The sequence below is a fragment of the Streptomyces sp. NBC_01478 genome (genome assembly GCF_036227225.1).
In the GTDB taxonomy this organism is placed as follows: Bacteria; Actinomycetota; Actinomycetes; order Streptomycetales; family Streptomycetaceae; genus Streptomyces.
Genome location: NZ_CP109444.1, coordinates 8,854,605 through 8,876,255 on the forward strand (window position 1 = coordinate 8,854,605; position 21,651 = coordinate 8,876,255).

Annotated in this window: 17 protein-coding genes; 9 read left to right on the plus strand and 8 right to left on the minus strand. The window is 72.2% G+C overall.

Annotated features, from left to right (window positions below; translation table 11 throughout):
- Positions 1-10: 10 nt before the first annotated feature.
- The 7 genes from OG223_RS39780 to zapE all read right to left on the minus strand — a co-directional run bounded on the left by OG223_RS39780 (position 11) and on the right by zapE (position 6,217).
- Positions 11-886 (minus strand): PPK2 family polyphosphate kinase, encoded by an 876-nt coding sequence (locus OG223_RS39780; RefSeq protein ID WP_329259643.1) that lies wholly within the window; start codon positions 884-886, stop codon positions 11-13.
- 57 nt (positions 887-943) lie between these two features.
- Complete coding sequence (locus tag OG223_RS39785; protein ID WP_329259647.1) at positions 944-1,498, minus strand: YbhB/YbcL family Raf kinase inhibitor-like protein; 555 nt, start codon at positions 1,496-1,498, stop codon at positions 944-946.
- A 9-nt stretch (positions 1,499-1,507) separates the two neighbouring features.
- Entirely contained in the window at positions 1,508-2,308 is an 801-nt protein-coding gene (locus OG223_RS39790; protein ID WP_329259650.1) for a slipin family protein, read from the minus strand.
- A 100-nt stretch (positions 2,309-2,408) separates the two neighbouring features.
- On the minus strand, positions 2,409-3,884 hold the full coding sequence (locus OG223_RS39795) for a SulP family inorganic anion transporter (protein WP_329259653.1): 1,476 nt from the start codon (positions 3,882-3,884) through the stop codon (positions 2,409-2,411).
- Between the two features lie 8 nt (positions 3,885-3,892).
- On the minus strand, positions 3,893-4,471 hold the full coding sequence (locus tag OG223_RS39800) for a carbonic anhydrase (protein WP_329259656.1): 579 nt from the start codon (positions 4,469-4,471) through the stop codon (positions 3,893-3,895).
- An 86-nt stretch (positions 4,472-4,557) separates the two neighbouring features.
- Positions 4,558-4,956, minus strand: a complete 399-nt coding sequence (locus OG223_RS39805; protein WP_329259659.1) for a hypothetical protein — start codon at positions 4,954-4,956, stop codon at positions 4,558-4,560.
- Between the two features lie 154 nt (positions 4,957-5,110).
- Complete coding sequence (gene zapE, locus OG223_RS39810) at positions 5,111-6,217, minus strand: cell division protein ZapE (RefSeq protein ID WP_329259662.1); 1,107 nt, start codon at positions 6,215-6,217, stop codon at positions 5,111-5,113.
- A gap of 37 nt (positions 6,218-6,254) precedes the next feature.
- On the opposite strand from zapE, the gene OG223_RS39815 reads away from it, so the two are divergent.
- The 6 genes from OG223_RS39815 (at position 6,255) to OG223_RS39840 (ending at position 13,252) form a co-directional block, all read left to right on the plus strand.
- The gene (locus tag OG223_RS39815) at positions 6,255-7,049 is read left to right on the plus strand and encodes a pyrimidine reductase family protein (RefSeq protein WP_329259665.1); all 795 of its coding nucleotides are present in this window, start codon (positions 6,255-6,257) and stop codon (positions 7,047-7,049) included.
- Positions 7,050-7,203: 154 nt separating this feature from the next.
- A complete protein-coding gene (locus OG223_RS39820) occupies positions 7,204-7,677 on the plus strand; it encodes an indole-3-glycerol phosphate synthase (RefSeq protein WP_329259668.1) in 474 nt (157 codons plus the stop codon).
- 112 nt (positions 7,678-7,789) lie between these two features.
- On the plus strand, positions 7,790-9,178 hold the full coding sequence (gene murC / locus OG223_RS39825) for a UDP-N-acetylmuramate--L-alanine ligase (protein ID WP_329259671.1): 1,389 nt from the start codon (positions 7,790-7,792) through the stop codon (positions 9,176-9,178).
- Positions 9,179-9,191: 13 nt separating this feature from the next.
- Positions 9,192-9,599, plus strand: a complete 408-nt coding sequence (gene msrB / locus OG223_RS39830) for a peptide-methionine (R)-S-oxide reductase MsrB (RefSeq protein WP_329259674.1) — start codon at positions 9,192-9,194, stop codon at positions 9,597-9,599.
- Positions 9,600-9,727: 128 nt separating this feature from the next.
- Complete coding sequence (locus OG223_RS39835; protein ID WP_329259677.1) at positions 9,728-12,616, plus strand: AfsR/SARP family transcriptional regulator; 2,889 nt, start codon at positions 9,728-9,730, stop codon at positions 12,614-12,616.
- Positions 12,617-12,712: 96 nt separating this feature from the next.
- Complete coding sequence (locus OG223_RS39840) at positions 12,713-13,252, plus strand: sigma-70 family RNA polymerase sigma factor (RefSeq protein WP_329259680.1); 540 nt, start codon at positions 12,713-12,715, stop codon at positions 13,250-13,252.
- Here OG223_RS39840 and OG223_RS39845 read toward each other — a convergent pair.
- A complete protein-coding gene (locus OG223_RS39845) occupies positions 13,236-14,690 on the minus strand; it encodes a hypothetical protein (protein ID WP_329259683.1) in 1,455 nt (484 codons plus the stop codon). The two genes, OG223_RS39840 and OG223_RS39845, sit on opposite strands and share 17 nt — an antisense overlap.
- Before the next feature lie 186 nt (positions 14,691-14,876).
- Between OG223_RS39845 and OG223_RS39850 the strand changes: the two genes are divergently transcribed.
- From OG223_RS39850 to OG223_RS39860, 3 genes are all read left to right on the plus strand, one after another.
- On the plus strand, positions 14,877-16,733 hold the full coding sequence (locus tag OG223_RS39850) for a putative T7SS-secreted protein (RefSeq protein WP_329259686.1): 1,857 nt from the start codon (positions 14,877-14,879) through the stop codon (positions 16,731-16,733).
- A 70-nt stretch (positions 16,734-16,803) separates the two neighbouring features.
- A complete protein-coding gene (locus tag OG223_RS39855) occupies positions 16,804-17,097 on the plus strand; it encodes a WXG100 family type VII secretion target (protein ID WP_019063359.1) in 294 nt (97 codons plus the stop codon).
- A gap of 67 nt (positions 17,098-17,164) precedes the next feature.
- A complete protein-coding gene (locus OG223_RS39860) occupies positions 17,165-21,550 on the plus strand; it encodes an FtsK/SpoIIIE domain-containing protein (protein WP_443073863.1) in 4,386 nt (1,461 codons plus the stop codon).
- The last annotated feature ends 101 nt before the right edge of the window (positions 21,551-21,651 follow it).

Genomic DNA, 21,651 nt, shown 5'->3' on the forward strand with positions numbered 1-21,651 from the left:
GGACGAGCGGTCAGTCCGAAGCCAGCAGTCGCTCCCGGCACTCCTCCACATCGAAGTCCGCCTTCGGATACTGCGGATCCAGCGCCGTCAGACGTTCCAGGAGCAGGCGGCTGATGGCCCAGTTCCGGTACCACTTGCGGTCGGCGGGGACCAGGTACCAGGGGGCCTCCGGGGTGGAGCAGCGGGCGAGGGCGATCTCGTACGCCTCCTGGTACGCGGGCCACAGAGCGCGTTCCTCGATGTCGCCGGGGTTGAACTTCCAGTGCTTGTCCGGGTTGTCGAGGCGTTCGAGCAGGCGGCGGCGTTGCTGGTCGTAGGAGATGTGGAGGAAGCACTTGACGACGGTCACGCCGTCGTCGGTGAGGGACTTCTCGAAGCGGTTGATCCGGGTGTATCGGTCGTTGATCTCGCGGTGCGGGGCGAGTTCGCGGACCCGGCCGACGAGGACGTCCTCGTAGTGGGAGCGGTCGAAGATGCCGATCTCGCCGGGGTGGGGGAGGGCGCGCTTGATGCGCCAGAGGAAGTCGTGCTTCCGCTCCTCGGGCGTGGGTGCCTTGAAGGCACTGATCCGGCAGCCGGAGGGGTTGAACAGGCCGATGACGTGCTCGACCGTGCCGCCCTTGCCGCTGGTGTCCATGCCCTGGAGGACCAGGAGCAGGCGGCGCCCGTCACCTGCCGTGCTCGCTGCCCAGAGACGTTCTTGCAGGTCGGCGAGGTGGTCGCCCATCCCGGCGGTGTCCTTGAGGCCGGCGGCCTTGTCGGCGGGGCCGCCGGGGGTGCCCGCGGCGTCGTGGGAGGAGAGGTCGACCGGCTCTCCGGCGGGGACGCGCAGCAGCTCGGTGAGGCTCTTCTTCCCGTTCTCGCGCTTCGCGCCCTTCTTGGCCATGGGGCACCCCTCTGGTCGGCTCCCTCGATCCTGCGGCGCGGGGGCGGGCCCCGCCAGTCAGCGGCCGTAACGGCCGGTCAGCGTGCCCGAGGCGAGCGTGTGGCCGGTCAGGGCGTGGCGTACGTCGTCGGGTGAGGCGTCGGTGGCGAGGGCGAGCTTCTGGTCGGTGGCGTACACCGAGAAGACGTAGTGGTGGGGCTCGGCTCCCTGGGGCGGGCATGGGCCGCCGTAGCCGATCTTCTTGAAGCCGTTGCGGCCTTCGGTCGCGCCCCGCAGTGCCGATCCGGCCGTCAGGCGGGTGTCGTGCGGGGGTACTCCCCACATCAGCCAGTGCGTGAAGGTGCCGTTCGGGGCGTCCGGGTCTTCGAGGAGCACGACCAGTTCGGCGGCGTTCGCCGGGACTCCCGCGAAGGCCAGTGGCGGTGACACGCCCTCGCCGTCGCAGGTGTAGCGGCGCGGGACCGTGCCGCCCTGGGCGAACGCCGTGCTCGTGACCGCGATCCGTTGCGAGGCGCTGGGCGCGGGCACGCGCGAGCCGCCTCCGTCGCCCCCGCATCCGGCGACGCTCCCCAGTACGGCGGCCACCGCGACGATCACGATCCTCGGGCGCATGCGGCCACGCTACTGCTCCACGGCGGGCGGCGGAGGGGGCTGGGGCGGCTGCGGCTGTGCTCGTTCCAGGAAGCGCAGCAGCTCGACGGGGAAGGGGAGTACGAGTGTCGAGTTCTTCTCGGCCGCGACCGCAACTACCGTTTGCAGCAGACGGAGTTGGAGTGCTGCGGGCTGTTCCGACATCTGCTCGGCGGCCTCGGCGAGTTTCTTGGAGGCCTGCAACTCGGCGTCCGCGTTGATGATCCGGGCCCGGCGTTCGCGGTCGGCCTCGGCCTGGCGGGCCATCGAGCGCTTCATCGTCTCGGGCAGGGAGACGTCCTTGATCTCGACACGGTCGATCTGCACGCCCCACCCGATGGAGGGGCTGTCGATCATCAACTCCAGCCCCTGGTTGAGCTTTTCGCGGTTGGAGAGCAGATCGTCGAGGTCGCTCTTGCCGATGATCGAGCGCAGGGACGTCTGGGCCATCTGCGAGACGGCGAAGCGGTAGTCCTCGACCTTGATGATCGCGTCCGCCGCGTCGACGACCTTGAAGTAGACGACCGCGTCCACGCGCACGGTGACGTTGTCGCGGGTAATGCCCTCCTGCGCGGGCACCGGCATCGTCACGATCTGCATGTTGACCTTGCGGAGCTTGTCCACGAACGGGACGACCGTGGTGAAGCCGGGCCCCCGCACCTCACCGACCACCCGCCCGAGCCGGAAGACGACCCCGCGTTCGTACTGCTTGACGACCCTGGCCGCCGCAGCGACGTAGACCACGCACGCGGAACCGACCGCCACGCCCGCCACCAGCAGTTCCTGGAGCATCCTGACCCCCTCGTCGAGAGGCCGTTGTGTCTGCTCCTGCCAGGGTATGCCCGGTGCCTGCTCCGGGGCCACGAGCATCCCGGAGCAGGCACCGACGCCGCTACTTCACCGCCACGACCTCCACCGGCGTGACCTTCACCGGTTCGGTGCCGGCCGCGCTGTGCCGCTCGGCCCAGTTCTCCAGGGCCGTACGGCAGGCGTGGTCCAGGTGGTGCAGGCCGGAGAGGTGGAGTTCGACCGGCCGGTCCTGGGGGAGTGCCTCCAGGCTGTCGAGGATCTTCGGCAGCCGCAGGAAGGTCGCGTTGCCCGACAGATACGCCTGCACGGGGCCCGCGCCCTTGTCGACGACCTCCAGCCTGATGTGCGAGGCCTCCCACGCCGTCTTCGCGACGGCCAGCGCGAGGCCGATGAGCACGCCCTCGAACATGCTGACCGCGACGATCGACAGCGCCGTGACGACCAGGATCAGCGCCTCGCCGCGGTGCTCGCGCCACAGCGACACGATCTCCCGGACGGGGATCAGCTTGGCGCCGGCGTGCACCAGGATGCCCGCCAGGGCCGGGATCGGGATGTACGCGAGGACGTCAGGCAGCAGCGCCGCGAACAGCAGCAGCCATACGCCGTGCATGACCCGGGACGCCTTCGTCCGCGCGCCCGCCTGCACGTTCGCCGCGCTGCGCACGATCACCGCGGTCATCGGCAGCGCGCCGAGCATCCCGCACAGCGCGTTGCCCGCGCCCTGCGCCACCAACTCCTTGTCGTACTCGGTGCGTTGGCCGGAGTGCAGCCGGTCCACGGCCGCCGCACTGAACAGCGACTCCGCGGACGCGATCAGCGTGAACGCGACGATCGTGCCCAGCACACCGACCTGCGCCAGCTCACCGAACGCGCTCAGCGGCGGCGGCTGCAACGACCCGAGCAGCCCCTGCACCTCCACGGTCGCCACCGGCAGCCCGAAGGCGAGCGCGGCGAGCGTCGCCAGTCCTACGGCGGCCAACGGACCCGGCACCGTACGGACCTTGGCCGGCAGCCGCTTCCACAGCACCAGTACGGCGATGGTGGCGGCGCCCAGCGCGAGCGAGGCCAGCGCCTTCGTGCTCCCGACGGCGTCGATGAGCGCGCCGGGCAGCTCGACTATCTTGTCGAGCCCCGAGGCGGGAGCCTTCGCCCCGGCCACCGAGTACAACTGCCCGGCGATCAGCACCAGTCCGATACCGGCCAGCATGCCCTCGACGACCGAGACCGAGATGGCCCGGAAGTAGCGCCCCAACTTCAGGACGCCCATGAGGATCTGGAGCACACCGGTGGTGAGCACGATGACTCCGAGGGCGGGCAGCCCGTACTCCCGCACCGCCTCGAAGACCAGCACGGTCAGACCGGCGGCGGGCCCGGACACCTGGAGGCTGCTGCCCCGCATGAATCCGGTGACGATCCCGCCCACGATGCCGGTGACCAGGCCGAGTTCGGCCGGCACACCGGAGGCGACGGCCACACCCACGCACAGCGGGAGCGCGACCAGGAACACGACGAGGGAGGCGGCGAAGTCCTGCCGCAGATAAGGGAACTTGGTCGACATCGGCGCGCTCACAGGGCCTTGAAGGCGTCGGCGGCCGGGTCGTGCACCTGGACGGCGCCGGTGTGGACCTCGTAGAACCAGGCGTGCAAAGACAGTTGACGATCCTTCAGCTTCTTCTCGATGTACGGGTACGAGCGCAGTCGCAGCAACTGCGTCAGGACGTGGCTCTGCACGCCCTCGGACACGGCCGGGTCCTCGACCGCGCCCTGCGGCCTCGGGGTCGCGTGCGTGAGCCAGTCGCGCACGGCCGGTACGGCGGTCAGGTCGTCGCCGCGCACCAGGGCGCCGACCGCGCCGCAGTGCGAGTGGCCGCAGACCACGATGTCGGAGACGCCGAGGACCTCGACGGCGTACTCGATGGTGCACGCCTCGCTGGTGGGGTGTTGGGAGGCGTACGGCGGGACGATGTTGCCGGCGGTGCGCAGCTCGAAGAGTTGGCCCGGGCGTGCGCCCGTGATCAGGGCCGGGACGACCCTGGAGTCGGAGCAGGTGATGAACAGCACCTGCGGGGACTGGCCTTCGGCGAGTTTGGCGAACTCCTCAGGGCGTTGTCCGAACGTACGGGCGTTGTCGATGAGGGGCTGCATGAAGTGTGGACTCCTCCTGGCGCGCCCGAAGGCGCGTCGGCCTTGCATGACAGTGTGCGTGGGGGAACTGACTGCCTGCCCGGCTCTCAGCAGCGGAAGACCTGAAGTGCGGCCGGGGAGTGGGCTGTTGAGGATCTCGATGTGCGATGGTGCGCCGTGCCGGGCGCCGGCGATGTGCGTACGGCCGCCGGGTCCTCGGTCAGGAGGGGGCGCGCGGGCGTCTCGGGCCCGCAGTCGGCGGTGCGGCAGCGGTCGCGCAGGCGGAACGGGACGGTGGGGGTCCCGGAGGCGCCGCAGTCGCGGAACGTGATGGTCTCGGCGCGCAGGGCCTTGCCGCTGAGCTTGAGCCCGGGCTGGGTCTTGGCCTCCGCATGACGCGCTGTGTGCGCGGGTGCGAAGGATTCCATGGGTGCGAAGAACGGGAGCGCGAGCAGGACGGCGGTGAGCAGCGTCACGACGGTCCGAGCCGTCCTACCTCGGAACATGCGCCCCCCTCCGGCCGGTTCGTGTGCCTAGTGCAGACCAAGGCCAGGTCAACGGCTGGTCAAGTGACACGGTAACCCGGTGAAGTTGTTTGCAGGGTTAACGGAGCGTTTCCGATGGAAGAGAGCGTGAAAAGCGTGCCTGGGCTGGCGTGAACTAGGCGGTTTCGACGAGGTCCTTGGCGTCCCGGGCCAGTGCGGTGAGGCGGGAGATCGCGCGGAAGTACTTCTTGCGGTAGCCGCCGTTCAGCATCTCCTCGCTGAACAACTGGTCGAAGGGCAACCCCGAGGCCAGGACGGGCACTTCACGGTCGTAGAGCCGGTCCGCGAGGACGACCAGCCGTAGCGCGGTCGACTGGTCGGGTATCGGCTGGACGTCGGTGAGGCAGACCGCCCTGAGGTCGTCGGTCAGGGCGCCGTAGCGGCTGGGGTGGACCTTGGCGAGGTGGTCGAGCAGGTGCGGGAAGTCGTCGAGGGAGGCGCCGGCCGTGGCGTACGCCGCCTTCGTGACCTGCTCGTCGGTGAACGGCTTCGGGGCCTCGGGCAGCCCGCGGTGGCGGTAGTCGTCGCCGTCGATGCGCAGCGAGCGGAAGTGCGCCGACAGCCCCTGGATCTCGCGCAGGAAGTCGACCGACGCGAACCGCCCCTCGCCGAGCTTGCCCGGCAGGGTGTTGGAGGTGGCGGCGAGCGCCACGCCCGCGTCGACCAGCTTGCCGAGCAGGGTCGACACCAGGACGGTGTCGCCCGGGTCGTCCAGCTCGAACTCGTCGATGCACAGCAGCCGGTGGCCCGACAGCGTCCGGACCGTCTGCTGGAAGCCGAGCGCGCCGACCAGGTTCGTCAGCTCGACGAAGGTGCCGAACGCCTTGAGCGCGGGCTCGGCCGGGGTCGCGTGCCACAGGGAGGCCAGCAGGTGGGTCTTGCCGACGCCGTAGCCGCCGTCGAGGTAGACGCCACGGGGGCCCGCCGGGGTCTTCGGCGCCTTGCCCTTGCCGAAGCCGAGGAAACCGCGCTTGGCGCCGCCGGCCGCGTGCGCCCCGCCGAGTCCGGCGGCGAAGGTCTCCAGGACGCCGACCGCCTCGGTCTGGCTGGGCTGGTTCGGGTCCGGGAGGTACGTGGCGAAGCGCACCGAGTCGAAGCGCGGCGGCGGCACCATCTCGGCGACCAGCCGGTCCGCGGGGACGTACGGCTCACGGGCGCACAGGGACAGCGGGGCCGCGTCTGCTATCGGGCTGATCCCGGAGGCGGCGGAGGAGGATGACACGGTTCAGCAGTCTAAGGGGCGTGCCACACTGCACGACATGCGACGCCTGTTCCCTGTGACCGACGAAACAGCAGCCCAGGCCTCGGACGGGGCCCCCGATGCGCGTGGGGCGGACCGGGAGTGGGGGCTTCCGGAGCTGGCGGAGGCGTACGCCTACCCCGCCGGGGGCGGCCCCTGGCTGCGCGCCAACATGGTGTCCACGCTCGACGGGGCCGGTCAGCACGAGGGCCGTTCGCAGTCCATCTCCGGGGACGCCGACATGCGGATCTTCGGCACTCTGCGGGCGCTGGCGGATGTTGTGGTGGTCGGTGCGGAAACGGTACGCCAGGAGGGTTATCGGCCCGCACGCGCGCGTGCGGAGTTCGCGGCGGCGCGGGCGGCGGCGGGGCAGGGACCCGCCCCGGTGATCGCGGTCGTCACCGCGAGCCTCGACCTGGACTTCTCGCTTCCGCTTTTCGTCTCGCCCCTGGTGCCGACGCTGATCCTGACGGGCGCCCAGGCGCCGCCGGACCGGATCGCGGGCGCGCGGAAGGCGGGCGCCCGGGTGGTCGTCGCCGGTGACGGCGCGGGCGTGGATCCCGCACGGGCCGTGGCGGCGCTGGCCGGGCTGGGGCACACCCGGCTGCTGGCCGAGGGCGGGCCGCGGCTACTCGGGCAGTTCGTGGCCGCCGGGGTGCTCGACGAACTGTGTCTGACCCTCTCGCCGTTGCTCGTGGCGGGGGACGCGCAGCGGATCGCGGGCGGGCCGTCGGTTAAGGTTCCTTCGCGCTTCGAACTGGTGTCCCTGCTGGAAGAGGCCGGGTTCCTGTTCGGTCGTTACCGTCGCTCCTGAAGACGGGCGGAATGATCCGTTCCGTTTGGCTTTCGACGGGCACACTAAAACCGGCAGTATCCGTGCGATCACGGGGCAGGATGGTTTCCGCAGGGCCTCGACGGCCTACGGAGGAGAGAGGGCCCGCGGGTCCTCGAAGGAGAAAGGGCGCCTGGTGTTCACAAGCGTACTGATGATCGAGAAGGCCCTTACGTCCGCCGACGTGGAGTTCGTCACCACCTTGCACGGTGACGAGACCGTCTCCTTCCACGTGTTGCTCCAGCCCCGCGGCGACCAGGCGGACCGCCTGCTGCGGGCCATCGACGACGTCGCCCTCGGCGAACTCGACGAGGCGGCGCACGAGCGGGAGACCCCCGAGGGCAAGGACGCGGCGGAACTCGGCGCACAGGCCCTGTCGGTGTCCCTGGAGGCCCTGCACGCGGCCGGCAGCGCGGCCGAGGGCCGGCTCATCGAGGACCATCCGCTGGACGCGCTGAAGACCCTGGTCGACGAGATCGGCGCGGACGAGGTGATCGTGCTGACCGACCCCCACTACGTGGAGGAGTTCTTCCACCGGGACTGGGCCTCGCGGGCCCGTCACAAGGTCGGCGTACCGGTGCTGAAGCTGTTCTCGCACAGCAAGGAGTAGCGGCGAGGGGCGGCGGCCGACGGGTGTCCGTGATTGTCGGTGGCACCGCATAGGCTTGCCGCTGAACGTCCGCCGAACCAGTCGTACGAGTACGCAGCACAGGGAGACACACATGGCACCCGGCCTTCCCACCGCCATGGACCGACCGCACTTCATCGGCATCGGCGGGGCCGGGATGTCGGGGATCGCCAAGATCCTCGCGCAGCGCGGGGCGAAGGTCGCGGGCAGCGACGCCAAGGACTCCGCGACCGCCGACGCCCTGCGCGCCCTGGGTGCCACCGTGCACATCGGGCACGCGGCGGAGCACCTCGCCGACGACGCCACCTGCGTGGTCGTGTCGTCGGCGATCCGCCAGGACAACCCCGAGCTGGCCCGCGCGGCCGAGCTGGGCATCCCGGTCGTCCACCGTTCGGACGCCCTGGCCCGCCTGATGGACGGCCTGCGCCCGATCGCCGTGGCCGGTACGCACGGCAAGACGACCACGACATCGATGCTCGCGGTGTCCCTGACCGAGCTGGGCCTGCGGCCCTCGTACGCGATCGGCGGCGACCTGGACGCCCCGGGTTCGAACGCGCTGCACGGCGAGGGCGAGATCTTCGTCGCCGAGGCGGACGAATCCGACCGCAGCTTCCACAAGTACGCCCCCGAGGTCGCGATCGTCCTCAACGTGGAGCTCGACCACCACGCCAACTACGCGTCCATGGAAGAGATCTACGAGTCCTTCCAGGCCTTCGCCGACCGGATCGTGCCCGGCGGCACCCTGGTGATCTCGGCGGACCACGAGGGCGCGCGCGAGCTGACCCGGCGCGTGGCCGACTCCGTGAAGGCGGTGACGTACGGGGAGGCGGAGGACGCCGACGTACGCATCCTCTCCGTGGTCGCGCAGGGCCTGAAGAGCGAGGTCACCGTCCTGCTGGGCGGCGAGGAACTGACCTTCGCCGTCTCGGTCCCCGGCCGCCACTACGCGAGCAACGCGGTCGCCGCCCTCGCCGCCGGCGTCGCGCTCGGCATCCCCGCCGGGGAGCTGGCGCCCGCGCTGGCCGCGTACACCGGTGTGAAGCGGCGCCTCCAGCTCAAGGGCGAGGCGGCCGGCGTCCAGGTGATCGACTCCTATGCTCACCACCCCACGGAGATGACCGCCGACCTGGAGGCGATGCGCGCGGCGGCCTCCTCCGCGCGGCTGCTGGTCGTCTTCCAGCCCCACCTCTTCTCCCGCACCCAGGAACTCGGCAAGGAGATGGGCCAGTCCCTGGCCCTCGCGGACGCGTCCCTGGTCCTGGACATCTACCCGGCCCGCGAGGACCCGATCCCGGGCGTCACCAGCGACCTGATCATCGAGGCCGCGCGCGCGGCGGGCGCCGACGTGACCCCGGTCCACGACAAGGCGGCCGTCCCCGAGGCCGTCGCGGGAATGGCGAAGCCCGGTGATCTGGTTCTCACCATGGGAGCGGGCGATGTGACAGACCTCGGCCCGCGGATCCTGGACCGTCTCGCGAAGTAAGGGGCTGAGCTGCATGTCGTACGACGTCGAAAAGCCGGACGAGGAATGGCGCGCGGAGCTGGACCCGGCCGAGTACGCGGTACTGCGGCAGGCCGGCACGGAGCCCGCCTTCGTCGGTGAGTACACCGACACCAAGACGAAGGGCGTCTACTCCTGCCGCGCCTGTGGTGCCGAACTCTTCACGTCCACCGAGAAGTTCGAGTCCCACTGCGGCTGGCCGAGCTTCTACGACCCGAAGGACACCGACGCGGTCGAACTGATCGCGGACCGGTCGCACGGGATGGTGCGCACCGAGGTGCGCTGCGCCCGGTGCGGATCGCACCTCGGGCACGTGTTCGAGGGTGAGGGGTATGCGACGCCGACCGATCAGCGGTACTGCATCAACTCGATCTCGTTGCGGCTGACGCCCGACGAGGCCTGAAGACGCTCCGTGGCGGGGGAACCCTTCGCCACGGAGTTCGTGTGGACTCTATGCTCGTTCGCGGCCGTGCGCCCCGAGGGCCGGGGGTGCCGGCCGCGCAGGTCGTCACAGTCGGCTCGGGGGGCTCGGTGCGTACACGTTTCGCCGTACTCGGACCGGTCAGGGCCTGGCGCGGCGACACGGAACTGGCGCTGGGACCCCCCAAGCAGCGCGCTCTGCTCGCGCTGCTGCTGACCGAGGCGGGGCACCCGGTCGCCGTCCACGAGATCGTCGATGCCCTGTGGGGACAGGAACCGCCGGACAGCGCGGTCAACGTGGTCCAGCGGCACGTCGGAGCACTGCGGCGGCTGCTCGAACCCGATCTCCCGGCCGGCGGCGAGTCACGGTGGCTGGTGCGCGGCTCGGGCGGCTACCGCCTCGAAGTGGACCCCGACGATCTCGACCTGCTGCGCTTCCGGGCCCTGCGCCGACAGGCCGCGCAGGACGGCCGGCCTCCCACCGCCACCGGGCTGTTGATCGAGGCGCTGGCCCTGTGGCGAGGGCCGGCGGCCTCCGGGATCGCGGCCGAGGTGAGGTCCCACCCGGCCTTCGCCGCCCTCGACGGCGAGCACCTGGCCGCCGTGAAGGAGGCCGCCGAACTCGCCCTGGAAGCCGGACCGGGCCTGGGCGCACGGGTGTTGGTGACGCTTCGGCAGGCCGCCGCACAACACCCGTTGGACGAAGGGCTCCAGGCCAGACTGATCCTGGTGCTCGCGGCCACCGGGCACCAGGCCGAGGCCCTGGACGTCCACCGGACCGTACGCACCCGCCTCGCGGACGAGTTGGGCGTACAGCCGGGCCCCGAACTGCAGGCCGCTCTGCAGCGGGTCCTCGGGCACGACCGCGCCCTGCGTGCCGCGACACCGTCCGGAGACGCAAGGCCTGTCGAAGAAGCGGAAGAGGACGCGGACGGGGCGGCACGGCCGGACTCCGTCGCCACCATCCGTCCCGCCCAACTCCCCGTGGATCTGCCCGCCTTCACCGGCCGGCGCAGTGAACTCGCCCACGTCCAGAAGCTGTTGCTCGCCTCCGACGCCCCCGCCTCGACGGTGGTGATCAGCGCCATCGGCGGCATGGCCGGCGTCGGCAAGACGACCCTGGCGGTGCACTGGGCGCACAGCGTCGCCGACCGGTTCCCCGACGGGCAGCTCTACGTCAATCTGCGCGGCTTCCATCCCAGCGGTTCGATCATGAGCGCGGCCGAGGCCATCCGGTCCTTCCTCGACGCGTTCGGCGTCCCCGGGCAGCGCATCCCCGCGGGCCTCGACGCACAGGCCGCGCTGTACCGCAGCCTCCTCGCCGACCGGCGCGTCCTCATCGTGCTGGACAACGCCCGGGACACCGAGCACGTCCGCCCCCTGCTGCCCGGCGCCCCCGGCTGCCTGGTCGTCGTCACCAGCCGCAACCAGCTCTACGGCCTGGTGGCCGGCGAGGGCGCGCACTCGCTGACGCTGGACGTGCTCACCGAGACGGAGGCGCGCGAGTTCCTGTCCCGCCGGCTGGGCGCCGAACGGATCGAGAACGAACCCGACGCCGTCGCGGAGATCATCACCCTGTGCGGCCGGCTCCCCCTGGCGCTGGCCGTCGTCAGCGCCCGCGCCGTCGTGTACCCGGCCTTTCCGCTCGCGTCCATCGCCGCCGAACTCTCCGACAGCGAGGACAGTCTCGACGCCTTCGCCGGAGAGGCCCCCGCCGCGGACGCCCGCAGCGCGTTCTCCTGGTCGTACCAACTCCTCAGTCCCGCCGCCGCCCGGGTGTTCCGCCTGTTCGCCCTGCACCCGGGACCCGACTGCTCGCTCGCCGCCGCCGCGAGCCTCGTCGGACTGCGGGTCGGCCAAGTCCGGCCGGTCATGGCCGAGTTGGCCCGGGCACACCTGATCTCCGAACCGCTGCCCGGCCGTTACGGCTGTCATGAACTGCTGCGCGCCTACGCCGCCGAGCTGGGCCGGACCCAGGACACCGCGCAGGAGCTGGACACGGCCCGGCGCCGTATGCTCGACCACTACCTGCACAGCGCGCACGCGGCCGACAGCCTGCTGATGCCCACCCGGGACCGCGTCCAACTGCGGCCCCACGCGGCCGGGGTGACCGTCCCGCGACTGCCCGACCGGGCGGCGGCGGCCGCGTGGCTGGAGGCCAACCGCTCCGTCCTGCTCGCCGCGATCGAGCAGGACGCCCGGCACGGCGGCGGCGAGCACAGTTGGCAGTTGGCCTCCGTCCTGGAACTGCATCTGGACCGGGGCGGCCGCTGGCCCGAGCAACTCGACGCGCAGACAACGGCCGTTGAGGCGGCCCAGCGCCTGGGCGACATACCCGGCCAGGCCTTCGCCCACCTCGCGCTCGGGTTCGTCAGCGGTCGTCTGGAGCGGCCGGACGAGGCCGACGCGCATCTGTCGCGCGCCCTGGAGCTGTTCGGTGAGATCGGCGACCTGGCCGGCCGGAGCAGGACCCTCCGCAGGCGCGCCTTCCTGGCCAACGGGCGTGGCCGGCACGAGGACGCCCTCGACCACTACGCCGAGGCGAGCGCCCTGTGCCGTGCGGCCGGGCGGCGCAACGACGAGGCCGGCATCGCCAACGAGGTCGGCTGGACGTACATCCTGATGGGCAAGTACGAGGACGCCCTGACCGAGTGCGGCCACGCGGTCTCGGCCCACCGGGAGACGGGCGACCGCAACGGCGAGGCCGCCGCCCTGGACAGCCTCGGCTACGCCCATCACCATCTGCGCGACCACGACCGGGCGTTGGAGTGCTACGAGCAGGCGCTGAGCCTGTACCGGGAGATCCGCGACCGCTATCTGGAGGCCGACACCCTGGTGCACATCGGCGACACCCATCGCGCGGCCCACCAGGACACCCGGGCCGCGCTCGCCTGGCGTGAAGCACTCGGCATCCTCGACGAGATCGGCCACCCGGACGCCGAACAGGTCCGTCGGCGGCTGACGGACCTCACCGACCCCGATCGGCCCCCGCGACAGTAAATCGTCAGCGTCCCGAAAGCGGGCCCTGCCTACGCTCCCCGCTCCGCTCCACCCGGAGCCGGAGGCGCGTACGGCATTCCCCTTCAGGACTGGAACATGACCCCCACGACTTCCGCGGACCTCCCCACGGCCGCGCACCGCAACCAACTGCTGCGCACCATGATGTCCGACCACGCGAAGGCACTGCTCGCCTACGCCGACAAGCTGCTGAACGACCGTCACCTGGCGGAGGACATCGTCCAGGAGACCCTCATCCGCGCCTGGCCGCACGCCGAACGCCTCTACAGCACCGAGGGCTCGGTACGCGGCTGGCTCCTCACGGTCACCCGCAACCTCGTCGTCGACCGGATGCGCAGTGCCGTCGCCCGCCACGAGACCATCGGCGCCGAGGACCGGGACGTGTCCCTGCCCGACCACTCCGGCGCCGTGCTGGCCTCGGTGGAGGCGACCGGCCTGCTGCGGCGGCTGTCCCACGAGCACCGGGAGGTCCTGCTGCACACGTATCTGTGCGGCCGGACGGTGCAGGAGACCGCGAGCATCCTCGGGATACCCGCGGGCACCGTCAAGTCCCGCCGCCATTACGCCCTGAACATCCTGCGCACCGAGGCCGGCCGGGGGCTCACGCCGGAACGGTGAGCCGGACATCGAGGACCGGGAGGTCGACGTGGCCGTCGGCGTCGGTGTGCCAGCGCCAGTGCGCGCCGTTCGCCTCGCCGTAGACCAGGCCGGTCCAGCCCGCGCCGCCCGGCCCGCACAGGGCGGCCAGTTCGGCGGCCTCCCGCTCGCCCGGCGTGCCGGCCACCACGACCAGACCCCGCACCGGACGGCGTGCCGCGCCCGCGCGCACCGTCCCGCGCCCCGCGTCGGGCGCCACCGGAGCGGCGGCGTCGACCCGGGGAAGCTGCCGCAGCTCCGTCGGCACGGCGAGCGGCAGCGCGCTGTCCGCCCCGCGCAGCACGGTCACCGGAGTGTCCGGCCGGGTGCGCGCGATCTCCGCGAGGAGGTTCTGTACGACGTCCCGGGCCACGGCATGGTCACCGCTCACGCTGAGGACACCGTCCAGGCGGCTGAGGTCCACGAACACGGGCTCACCGTCGGCGTCCGTGCCCGCCCGGACGAGACAGGCCGCGGCGATCGACTCCTGCGAGGCCGGGCCGCCGTCCTCGCCGGGGCTCAGCCAGCCCGCGGCGGCCGCCGCGGGGCGGCGCCAGCGCGTGCTGTCGACGTTCGTCCACGGAGCGTCGACCGTGTCGGAGGCCGTCAGCCACACCGTCACGCCGGAGCCGTCGACGCGCAGCGCGTGCACCGGCCGCTCGGGCTGCTGCCGGCCGGGCCCGAACTCACCCAGGACGCCGTAGGCACGGCGTACCGAATCCGCGTCGGTCGCGAACCGGCGGCCCGTCGCCCGGCGCAGCGCCAGTCGGCGGCTGCGCCGCATCGGCTCGCCCAGCCTCCACACGGCGCGCAGGACGGCGGCGTACGCGGAGCGCACCTTGCGCCGGCCCACGATGCCCGCGGTGATCAGGGCGAGCAGGATCGCGCCGAGCAGCGCGACAGCGGCGGCCAGCGGGAACGTGAACGCCGCGGAGTTCCCGGTGCTCGGCGCGGCCGACTGCTGTCCCGAACTCGGGGCGGCGGAAGGGGAGTTCTGGCTCCCGGTGTCCCGGGCCAGTTGGACGTCGGGCCCCGAGGCGTCCTGCGGCAGGCGCAGGATCCAGCCGGGGTGCAGTTGGTCGCCCGCGCTGTTCAGCGCCCCGCCGTCCTTCTGCGCCTGACCGCGGTTGAGGGCGAGGATCTCACCGGCCCGCGAGGCGTCGCCCAGGGTGGCCGTGGCGATCGACTGGAGGGTGGCGAGCTGCCCGCCGGTCTGCGCCGGGTCCGGGACCACGAACACCTTGATCAGGTCGTCCGCGGCGGGCGCCGCGCTCGCGGAGGCGGCGCCGCCGAGCGCCATGAGACACGCCGCCAGCAGCGCCGCCACGGCGTGCAGGAGCGTCAGTGGCAGGCGGTGCGCCCTGTCGGTCGCCGGCCTGTGCTCGGGCCTCGTGCCCGCGCCGTTGCTCATCGTGTCCACCCATGCCCTCCGAGGTTCCGTTGCACCGACTACACGGAGCCGACCGGCGAGAACGTTCGATGCGAAGTCGCCTGAACCTTTCGGAACTTGGCGAGCACGTGCGACGCGAAGTCGGTTGAACCTTTCACGACACCGACCCCGTGTACCTGGCGAACACACGTCACAGGCAGCGCACCGGGGGATCGCATGGCACGTCGGCACTCGAGGCCCGAGGACTTCCAGCTCGTCGGCATGGACTCGGACCCGACACCCGGCGACCCCGACCTGATCCAGGGCGTGATGCAGCGCTACCGCGACATCGGCGACGCCGCGGAGAAGGCGCTGAACGTCCTGAAGAAGGACGGCTCGATCTCGCAGGGCCGCGGTTCGGCGATGGACGCGCTGAAGGACAAGATCGGCGACGATCTCCCGGACAAGCTGACCAAGACCGTGACCTCCTACCACGACGCCGCCCAGGCCTACAGCGACTACATGCCGCGGCTGCGCGAGGCCCAGGACACCTTCGACCGGGCCGTGGACCAGGCGCAGTCCGCCGCACCGCAGGCGAACCAGACGCCCAAGGAGCTCGGCGCCGACCCGACCGACGCGGAGAAGTCGGCGGCGCGCAGCACCCAGGACGCCATCGACGCCGGCCAGGCCCAACTGGGTGCGGCCAGAAGCCTGGCCGACCAGGCCAGGACGATGCGGGAGAGCGCGCAGCGGCAGTGTGCGGACGTGCTGGACCGGGCGGCGCAGGAGGCCATTCCGGAGCGGAACATCTTCCAGAAGATCGCCGACTTCTTCAAGGACTTCCCGTTCGTCCAGATCCTGCTGGCCGCCCTCGTCGCCGTCGTGGCGGTGTTCTTCCCGGTGGTCGGCGCGCTGCTCGGCGGGGCGCTGTTCCTGTTCAACCAAGTCGTCGCGAGTCAGACCGGGGGTATCAAAGCCGGCGACTTCGTCCTCGGCCTGATCGGGATCGTCCCCGGCGGCGCCCTGCTGAAGCTCGGCGGCAAGGCCGTCCAGGCGATCGCTCCGGCCGCCGTGGCCGCCGTGAAGAGCTCCGGGTTCATCACCAAGACCGCCGGGACGATCACCAAGGTCGGTGAGTCCCTCACCAACAGCAAGATCGTCAGCGGTGTCCTCGCCAACCCGATCGGCAAGGTGGCCACGGAGGTCACCGGCAAGTTCCTGACCAACTCGGCGCTGGAAGCGGCAGGGAAGGCGGCCAACGGCGACAAGATCACGGCCGCGGGCGTCTTCGCCGGGGCCGCCGCCGGTGCCGTGGCCGGCGTCGCCTTCAAGGGAGGCATCGGCGCGATCGGCAAGCGGCGCGGGAACCCCGACGTGGAGGAGGGCAAGGGCGGCCGGTTCGGCGACACGACGGAACCCGCCGCCGCGGACACCGTGGGCAAGCGGGCGGCCGACCAGGTCGGCAACTTCGTCGAGGAAGGCGCCACCCTCGGCACGAAGATCGGCGTCGGCGTCGCCCAGGGCGGCGACCTCAACGAGGTGGCGGCCGGTGAGATCGCCAACTCCGCGTCGAAGCTGGCCGTCGGGCCGGTCGGCACGGCGGGCCTCGGCCGCGTGGTCGACGGCGTCACCGACAAGATCCCGATCAAGGGCAGCGTCCGGCCGACGCCCGACATACCGAACGCGCCCGCGCCCCCGCCTCCGCCGCCGGCTCCCGTCGTACCCCCGCGGCCTCCGGTGGATCCCGCCGACGTGCCGTTGCCGCCCTCGCCCACCCGCCCGGTGCCGCCGCCGCCGGCGCGGCCGGCCCCGGTGGATCCCGCGAGTGTCCCGTTGCCGGATTCGCCCACCCGTCCGGCACCGGCGACCCCGGTGGATCCGGCCAATGTGCCGCTGCCGCCCTCGCCCACCACCACGGGGCGGCCCGCCGTTCCGCCGATCAACACCTCCGACGCGCAGTCGAACGCCGGTACCGGCACCGCGTCACCCTCCGACGGATTCGCCACCGCGCCGACCAGCCCCACGCCGTCCGACGGGTTCGTCACCGCGCCGACGAGCCCCACGGACGGCGCCGACAGCGGCAACGGCAACTAGGCGTTCGCCGCACCCAGACCTCCGCCCCCGAAGGGGCGGACCGCACCAACAACCAGCAAGGAGTACTCCCATGCCCAATTACGCCGTCAACTCGGACACCACCGCGTCCACTTCGCAGGCGCTCCTCAACGACTTCTCCCAGCTCCAGGACAAGCTCAACGAGGTCAAGGGCAAGATCTCCACCCTGCTCGCCGACGGCTACAGCACGCCGGCCGCCCAGCAGAAGTTCTCGCCGTTCTTCGACGAGTTCGCCAAGGGCTTCGACCAGGTCAACCAGGGCCTGCAGGGCATCGGCCAGTACGTGAAGGCCGTCGGCGAGGCCTTCGACCAGACCGACAACCAGCTCGGCTCCAACCTCGGCTGACCCACCGGCCCGTCGCCACGGCGGGCGGTGCCGTACCTCCACACCAGAAGGATGATGAGCAGTGCGATTGACCGTCAGCGTTCGTGATCCGCAGGTCGAGGGGGTGTCCACCACCGTCGCCGTGGAAACCGAACCCTCCGCGCAGGCGGGCCGGTTGGCAGCCGAGCTGGCACGCGCCGTCGGGTACGCGGGGGTGGCGGCGGGGGAGCCGCCCCTCTACATCGGCCCGACGCCCGTCGAACCGCACGCCACCCTCTCGGCGGCCGGTGTGCGCGACGGCATGGACCTCGGACTCGGCGCTCCCGTGCCCCGGGAGCCCGAGCCCGAGGGCCGCACCGAGGTCCGGGTGGTCTCCGGACCGGGCGCCGGCACCGTCTTCCGGCTCGTCCCGGGCGACTACGACATCGGCAGCGGCCCGGTCTGCCGCGTCCGCCTCGCCCAGGGCACGCCGAGCCTCGCGGCCCGGGTCCGGGTCCGGCTCGACGGCAGCGCCGAACTCCTCATGACCGACGGGGCGTTGCTCGACGGCAAGCCCACGCCGTCACCGTCCCCGTGGCGGGAGGGCAGCCAACTCGCCGTCGGCGACATCCTGTTGGAGCTGACCTCGCAGCGGACGGCCCGTGCCCCGCTGACCCCGGCGCAGGACGGTCTCGGCCTGGAGTTCAACCGGCCGCCGAGGTTCCTGCCACCCGCCGCGGGCGCCAAGTTCCGGCTGCCGACCCCGCCGGTCAGGCCCGACAAGCGGCCCATCCCGCTGCTGCCGATCCTCCTGGTGCCCGCGGCCAGCGCGGCGATCGCGATCTTCGTCACGCACCGCTGGTCCTTCGTCTTCATCGCGCTGCTCTCCCCGATCGCCGCGCTGATCACCCAGTTCGGCGGCCGCAAGCAGGCGATGCTCAAGTACCTGGAGAAGAAAGAGGAGTACGAGCAGACACTGGCCCGCGTGCGCGCCGACGCCGACGCCGCCGTACTCGGCGAACAGCACAACCTGCGCCTCTCGCTGCCCGATCCGGCCACACTCCTCCAGATGGCGGTCCAGCCCTCGGAGCGGCTGTGGGAACGGCGTTGGCAGGACCCCGACTTCCTCTCCGTCCGCGTCGGCACCGCCGACCTGCCCTCGTCCATCAGCGTCGACGACCCCGACCAGGACGAGCACCGGCGCTCCACCGTGCCGACGCTGAACCAGGTGCCCGTCAGCGTGGCGCTGCGCAGGGCGGGTGTCGCGGGCGTCGCCGGACCGGGCGCGACCCGGCTGGCCGGCTGGCTGGCCGCCCAGGCCGCCGCCCTGCACAGCCCCACCGACCTGCGCCTCGTCGTCCTCGCCGGACCCGACGGCGAGCGCGACTGGTCCTGGATCCGCTGGCTGCCCCACACCCAGGCGCAGGGCGAGGACGCGTACGCCCTGATCGGCTCCACCGCCGAGTCTCTGGCCCGGCGCATCGGCGAACTCGGCCAGCTCGTCGCCTCCCGGGTCGCGGCCGGACCCGACCTCACCCGGGGCGGAGTCAACGGCTACCCCGACGTCCTCGTCGTCCTCGAACAGGCCCGCCGCGCCCGCTCGTTGCCGGGTGTGATCGCGCTGCTGCGCGACGGCCCGTCCGTCGGCGTCCACACCATCTGCATCGACCGCGAGGAGCGGCTCCTGCCCGAGGAGTGCGGCGCCGTCGTCGTCACCGAGGCGGGCGCCACCACCTCCCGGGTCCGCACCGGTTCCGGCGCCGCGCTGGAGAACGTCCGCAGCGACTCGCCCGAGTCCGACTGGTACGAGCACTTCGCCCGCGCGCTGGCCCCGCTGCGCGGCGTCGGCGACAGCGACGAGAGCGCACTGCCCGGCGCCGTACGCCTGTTGGACCTGCTGAAGGTCGAACCGCCCACCGCCGAGGCCGTGGTGGCCGGCTGGTCGCTGGGCGGCCGCAGCACCCGGGCCGTCCTCGGGACCGGCTACGACGGTGAGTTCGCCGTCGACCTGGTGCGCGACGGCCCGCACGCCCTGATCGCCGGCACCACCGGCTCCGGCAAGTCCGAGCTGCTGCAGACCCTCGTGGCCACCCTCTCGGTGGTCAACCGGCCCGACGAGATGACCTTCGTGCTCGTCGACTACAAGGGCGGCAGCGCCTTCGCCGAGTGCGCCGACCTGCCGCACACCGTCGGCCTGGTCACCGACCTCGACACCCGGCTGGTGGAACGGGCGTTGGTCTCCCTCGGCGCCGAACTACGGCGCAGGGAGACCCAGTTGGCGCAGGCGGGCGCCAAGGACATCGAGGACTACCTCGACAAGCGCTCGCGCGGCGGCAACGTCCTGCCCCCGCTGCCCCGACTCCTCCTGGTCGTCGACGAGTTCGCGTCCATGGTGCGCGAACTGCCCGACTTCATCTCGGGGTTGGTCAACATCGCACAGCGCGGCCGGTCGCTCGGCATCCACATGGTGCTCGCCACCCAGCGCCCCGGCGGCGCGGTCACCCCGGACATCCGCGCCAACACCAATCTGCGCATCGCGCTGCGCACCACCGACACCTCCGAGAGCCGCGACATCATCGACGCGCCCGACTCCGGTGAGATCTCCCCGGCCAACCCCGGCCGCGCCTACGCCCGGCTCGGCCCCTCCGCCCTGCTGCCCTTCCAGTCCGGCCGCGTCGGTGGCCGTAGGCCCGGCGGTCAGCCCGCCGAAGGAACCGAGGTGACCGTCCGCGCGGAACCGGTGACCTGGCAGAACCTCGGCGGCCCGCTCCCGAGTTCGCGCTCACGCGGCGGCTCCACGGCGGCGCAGACCGAGGCTGTCACCGACCTCGCCGTCCTCACCGGAGCCATCGCCCAGGCGGCCCGGCTCGCGGACGTACCGCGTCAGCCGAGCCCCTGGCTGCCGCCCCTGCCCGCCCTGCTCCCCTGGACGCCACCGCCCTCGCCCAAGCCCACCCTCGAGCGCGAGGCGGCCCTGCCGGCCGTCGAGTACGGCATGGTCGACCTGCCCGCACAGCAGACCCGCACCGCGCTGGTCCTCGACCTCGACCGGGCCGGCCATCTGCACATCGTCGGCTCGCCCCGCAGCGGCCGCTCCCAGACCCTGCGCACCCTGGCCGCCGCCCTCGGCCAGGCCCACGGCGCCGACGACGTCCACCTGTACGGCATCGACTGCGGCAACGGCGCGCTCAACGCCCTGACCGCGCTGCCGCACTGCGGCGCGGTCGTCGACCGCAACCAGATCGAGCGCCTGGGCCGTCTCCTCGACCGGCTGGGCGCCGAACTCACCGCACGCCAGAGCATCTTGGGCGCGCGGGGAACCGCCGACCTGGCCGAACTGCGCACGGCCCAGCCGCCGGAGGAACGGCTCGCCCACATCGTGCTGATGGTCGACCGGTTCGAGGTCTTCGAGCGCGAGTTCGCCTCGTACGACAACGGCAGCTACATGGAACGCATGATCCGCCTGCTGCGCGACGGCGCGGGCGTCGGCATCCATGTCGTCCTGGCCGGTGACCGGGTGCTCGGCAGCAGCCGGTTCTCCGGCACCACCGAGGACAAGATCGTCCTCAGGCTCAACGACCGCCAGGACTACTCCAGCGTCGGCATCCCCACCAAGTCCGCGCCGACCGACCCGGCACCCGGGCGCGGCATCCGCACCCAGGACCTGAGCGAGGTACAACTCGCGGTACTGGGCGAGGACTTGTCCGGCACCGCACAGGCCGACATCCTGCTCGCCCTTGGCCGGGACCTCACCGAGCGCGAGTCCTCGGTCCCCGCCGCGCGCCGCCCGATCCGCCTCGACGTGCTTCCCGACCGGGTGACGTACGAGGAGGCTGTCGCCCTGCACACCCGCGGCGGGCCGATGCGCCCGCTGGTGGCCGTGGGCGGCGACGTCCTCACCTCGCTCGGCCCCGACCTGTCGGACGTACCGACCTTCGTGATCGCGGGACCGCCGCGCACCGGCCGCAGCACCGCCCTGCTCGTCGCGGCGGAGTCCCTGCTCGCCGCGGGCGCCGGCCTCATCGTGCTGGCGCCGCGCCGCTCACCGCTGCGGCACCTGCTGGGACGGCCCGGCGTGGCCGCCCTCATCACCGACGCCGAGGTGACGGCCGGCGAGTTCCGGCAGACGCTGGGCAGCGTGCCCGAGGAGTACGGCGTGATCGTCGTGGACGACGCCGAACTGTTCATGGGCGCCGAGATCGACTCCGACCTCGCGCTGCTCGCCCGCGGCGGCGCGGGCACCGGCTGGGGCGTCCTCGCGGCCGGCAACGCGGAGTCCCTGGCGCTGAGCCTGGCCGGCTGGATGGGCCAGGTGAAGCGCAACCGCACCGGCATGCTGCTCTCCCCGCAGGGCCTCAGCGACGGCGAGGTCATCGGCGTGAAGCTGACCCGGGGTGTCGTCGGCCAGGTCCCGCAGCCGGGCCGGGGCCTGCTGCACCTCGGCGACGGCACACTGCGCTCGGTCCAGGTGCCGCTGCTGGAACCGGAGCTCTAAGAGCCGGAGGTGCACCTCGAAGTCCCCCCTTCGGGGTGCACCTCCTTCTGCCCCGCGGGGGTACTGGGCCTCTCCCGCGGGACAGCGAAGGGCGGCCGGAC

Excerpts from the sequence above, each read along its gene's own strand:
- OG223_RS39780 (WP_329259643.1), bottom strand. The coding sequence starts at position 886 with ATGGCCAAGAAGGGCGCGAAGCGCGAGAACGGGAAGAAGAGCCTCACC.
- OG223_RS39785 (WP_329259647.1), bottom strand. The coding sequence starts at position 1,498 with ATGCGCCCGAGGATCGTGATCGTCGCGGTGGCCGCCGTACTGGGGAGC.
- OG223_RS39790 (WP_329259650.1), bottom strand. The coding sequence starts at position 2,308 with ATGCTCCAGGAACTGCTGGTGGCGGGCGTGGCGGTCGGTTCCGCGTGC.
- OG223_RS39795 (WP_329259653.1), bottom strand. The coding sequence starts at position 3,884 with ATGTCGACCAAGTTCCCTTATCTGCGGCAGGACTTCGCCGCCTCCCTC.
- OG223_RS39800 (WP_329259656.1), bottom strand. The coding sequence starts at position 4,471 with ATGCAGCCCCTCATCGACAACGCCCGTACGTTCGGACAACGCCCTGAG.
- OG223_RS39805 (WP_329259659.1), bottom strand. The coding sequence starts at position 4,956 with ATGTTCCGAGGTAGGACGGCTCGGACCGTCGTGACGCTGCTCACCGCC.
- OG223_RS39815 (WP_329259665.1), top strand. The coding sequence starts at position 6,255 with ATGCGACGCCTGTTCCCTGTGACCGACGAAACAGCAGCCCAGGCCTCG.
- murC (WP_329259671.1), top strand. The coding sequence starts at position 7,790 with ATGGCACCCGGCCTTCCCACCGCCATGGACCGACCGCACTTCATCGGC.
- msrB (WP_329259674.1), top strand. The coding sequence starts at position 9,192 with ATGTCGTACGACGTCGAAAAGCCGGACGAGGAATGGCGCGCGGAGCTG.
- OG223_RS39840 (WP_329259680.1), top strand. The coding sequence starts at position 12,713 with ATGACCCCCACGACTTCCGCGGACCTCCCCACGGCCGCGCACCGCAAC.
- OG223_RS39850 (WP_329259686.1), top strand. The coding sequence starts at position 14,877 with ATGGCACGTCGGCACTCGAGGCCCGAGGACTTCCAGCTCGTCGGCATG.
- OG223_RS39855 (WP_019063359.1), top strand. The coding sequence starts at position 16,804 with ATGCCCAATTACGCCGTCAACTCGGACACCACCGCGTCCACTTCGCAG.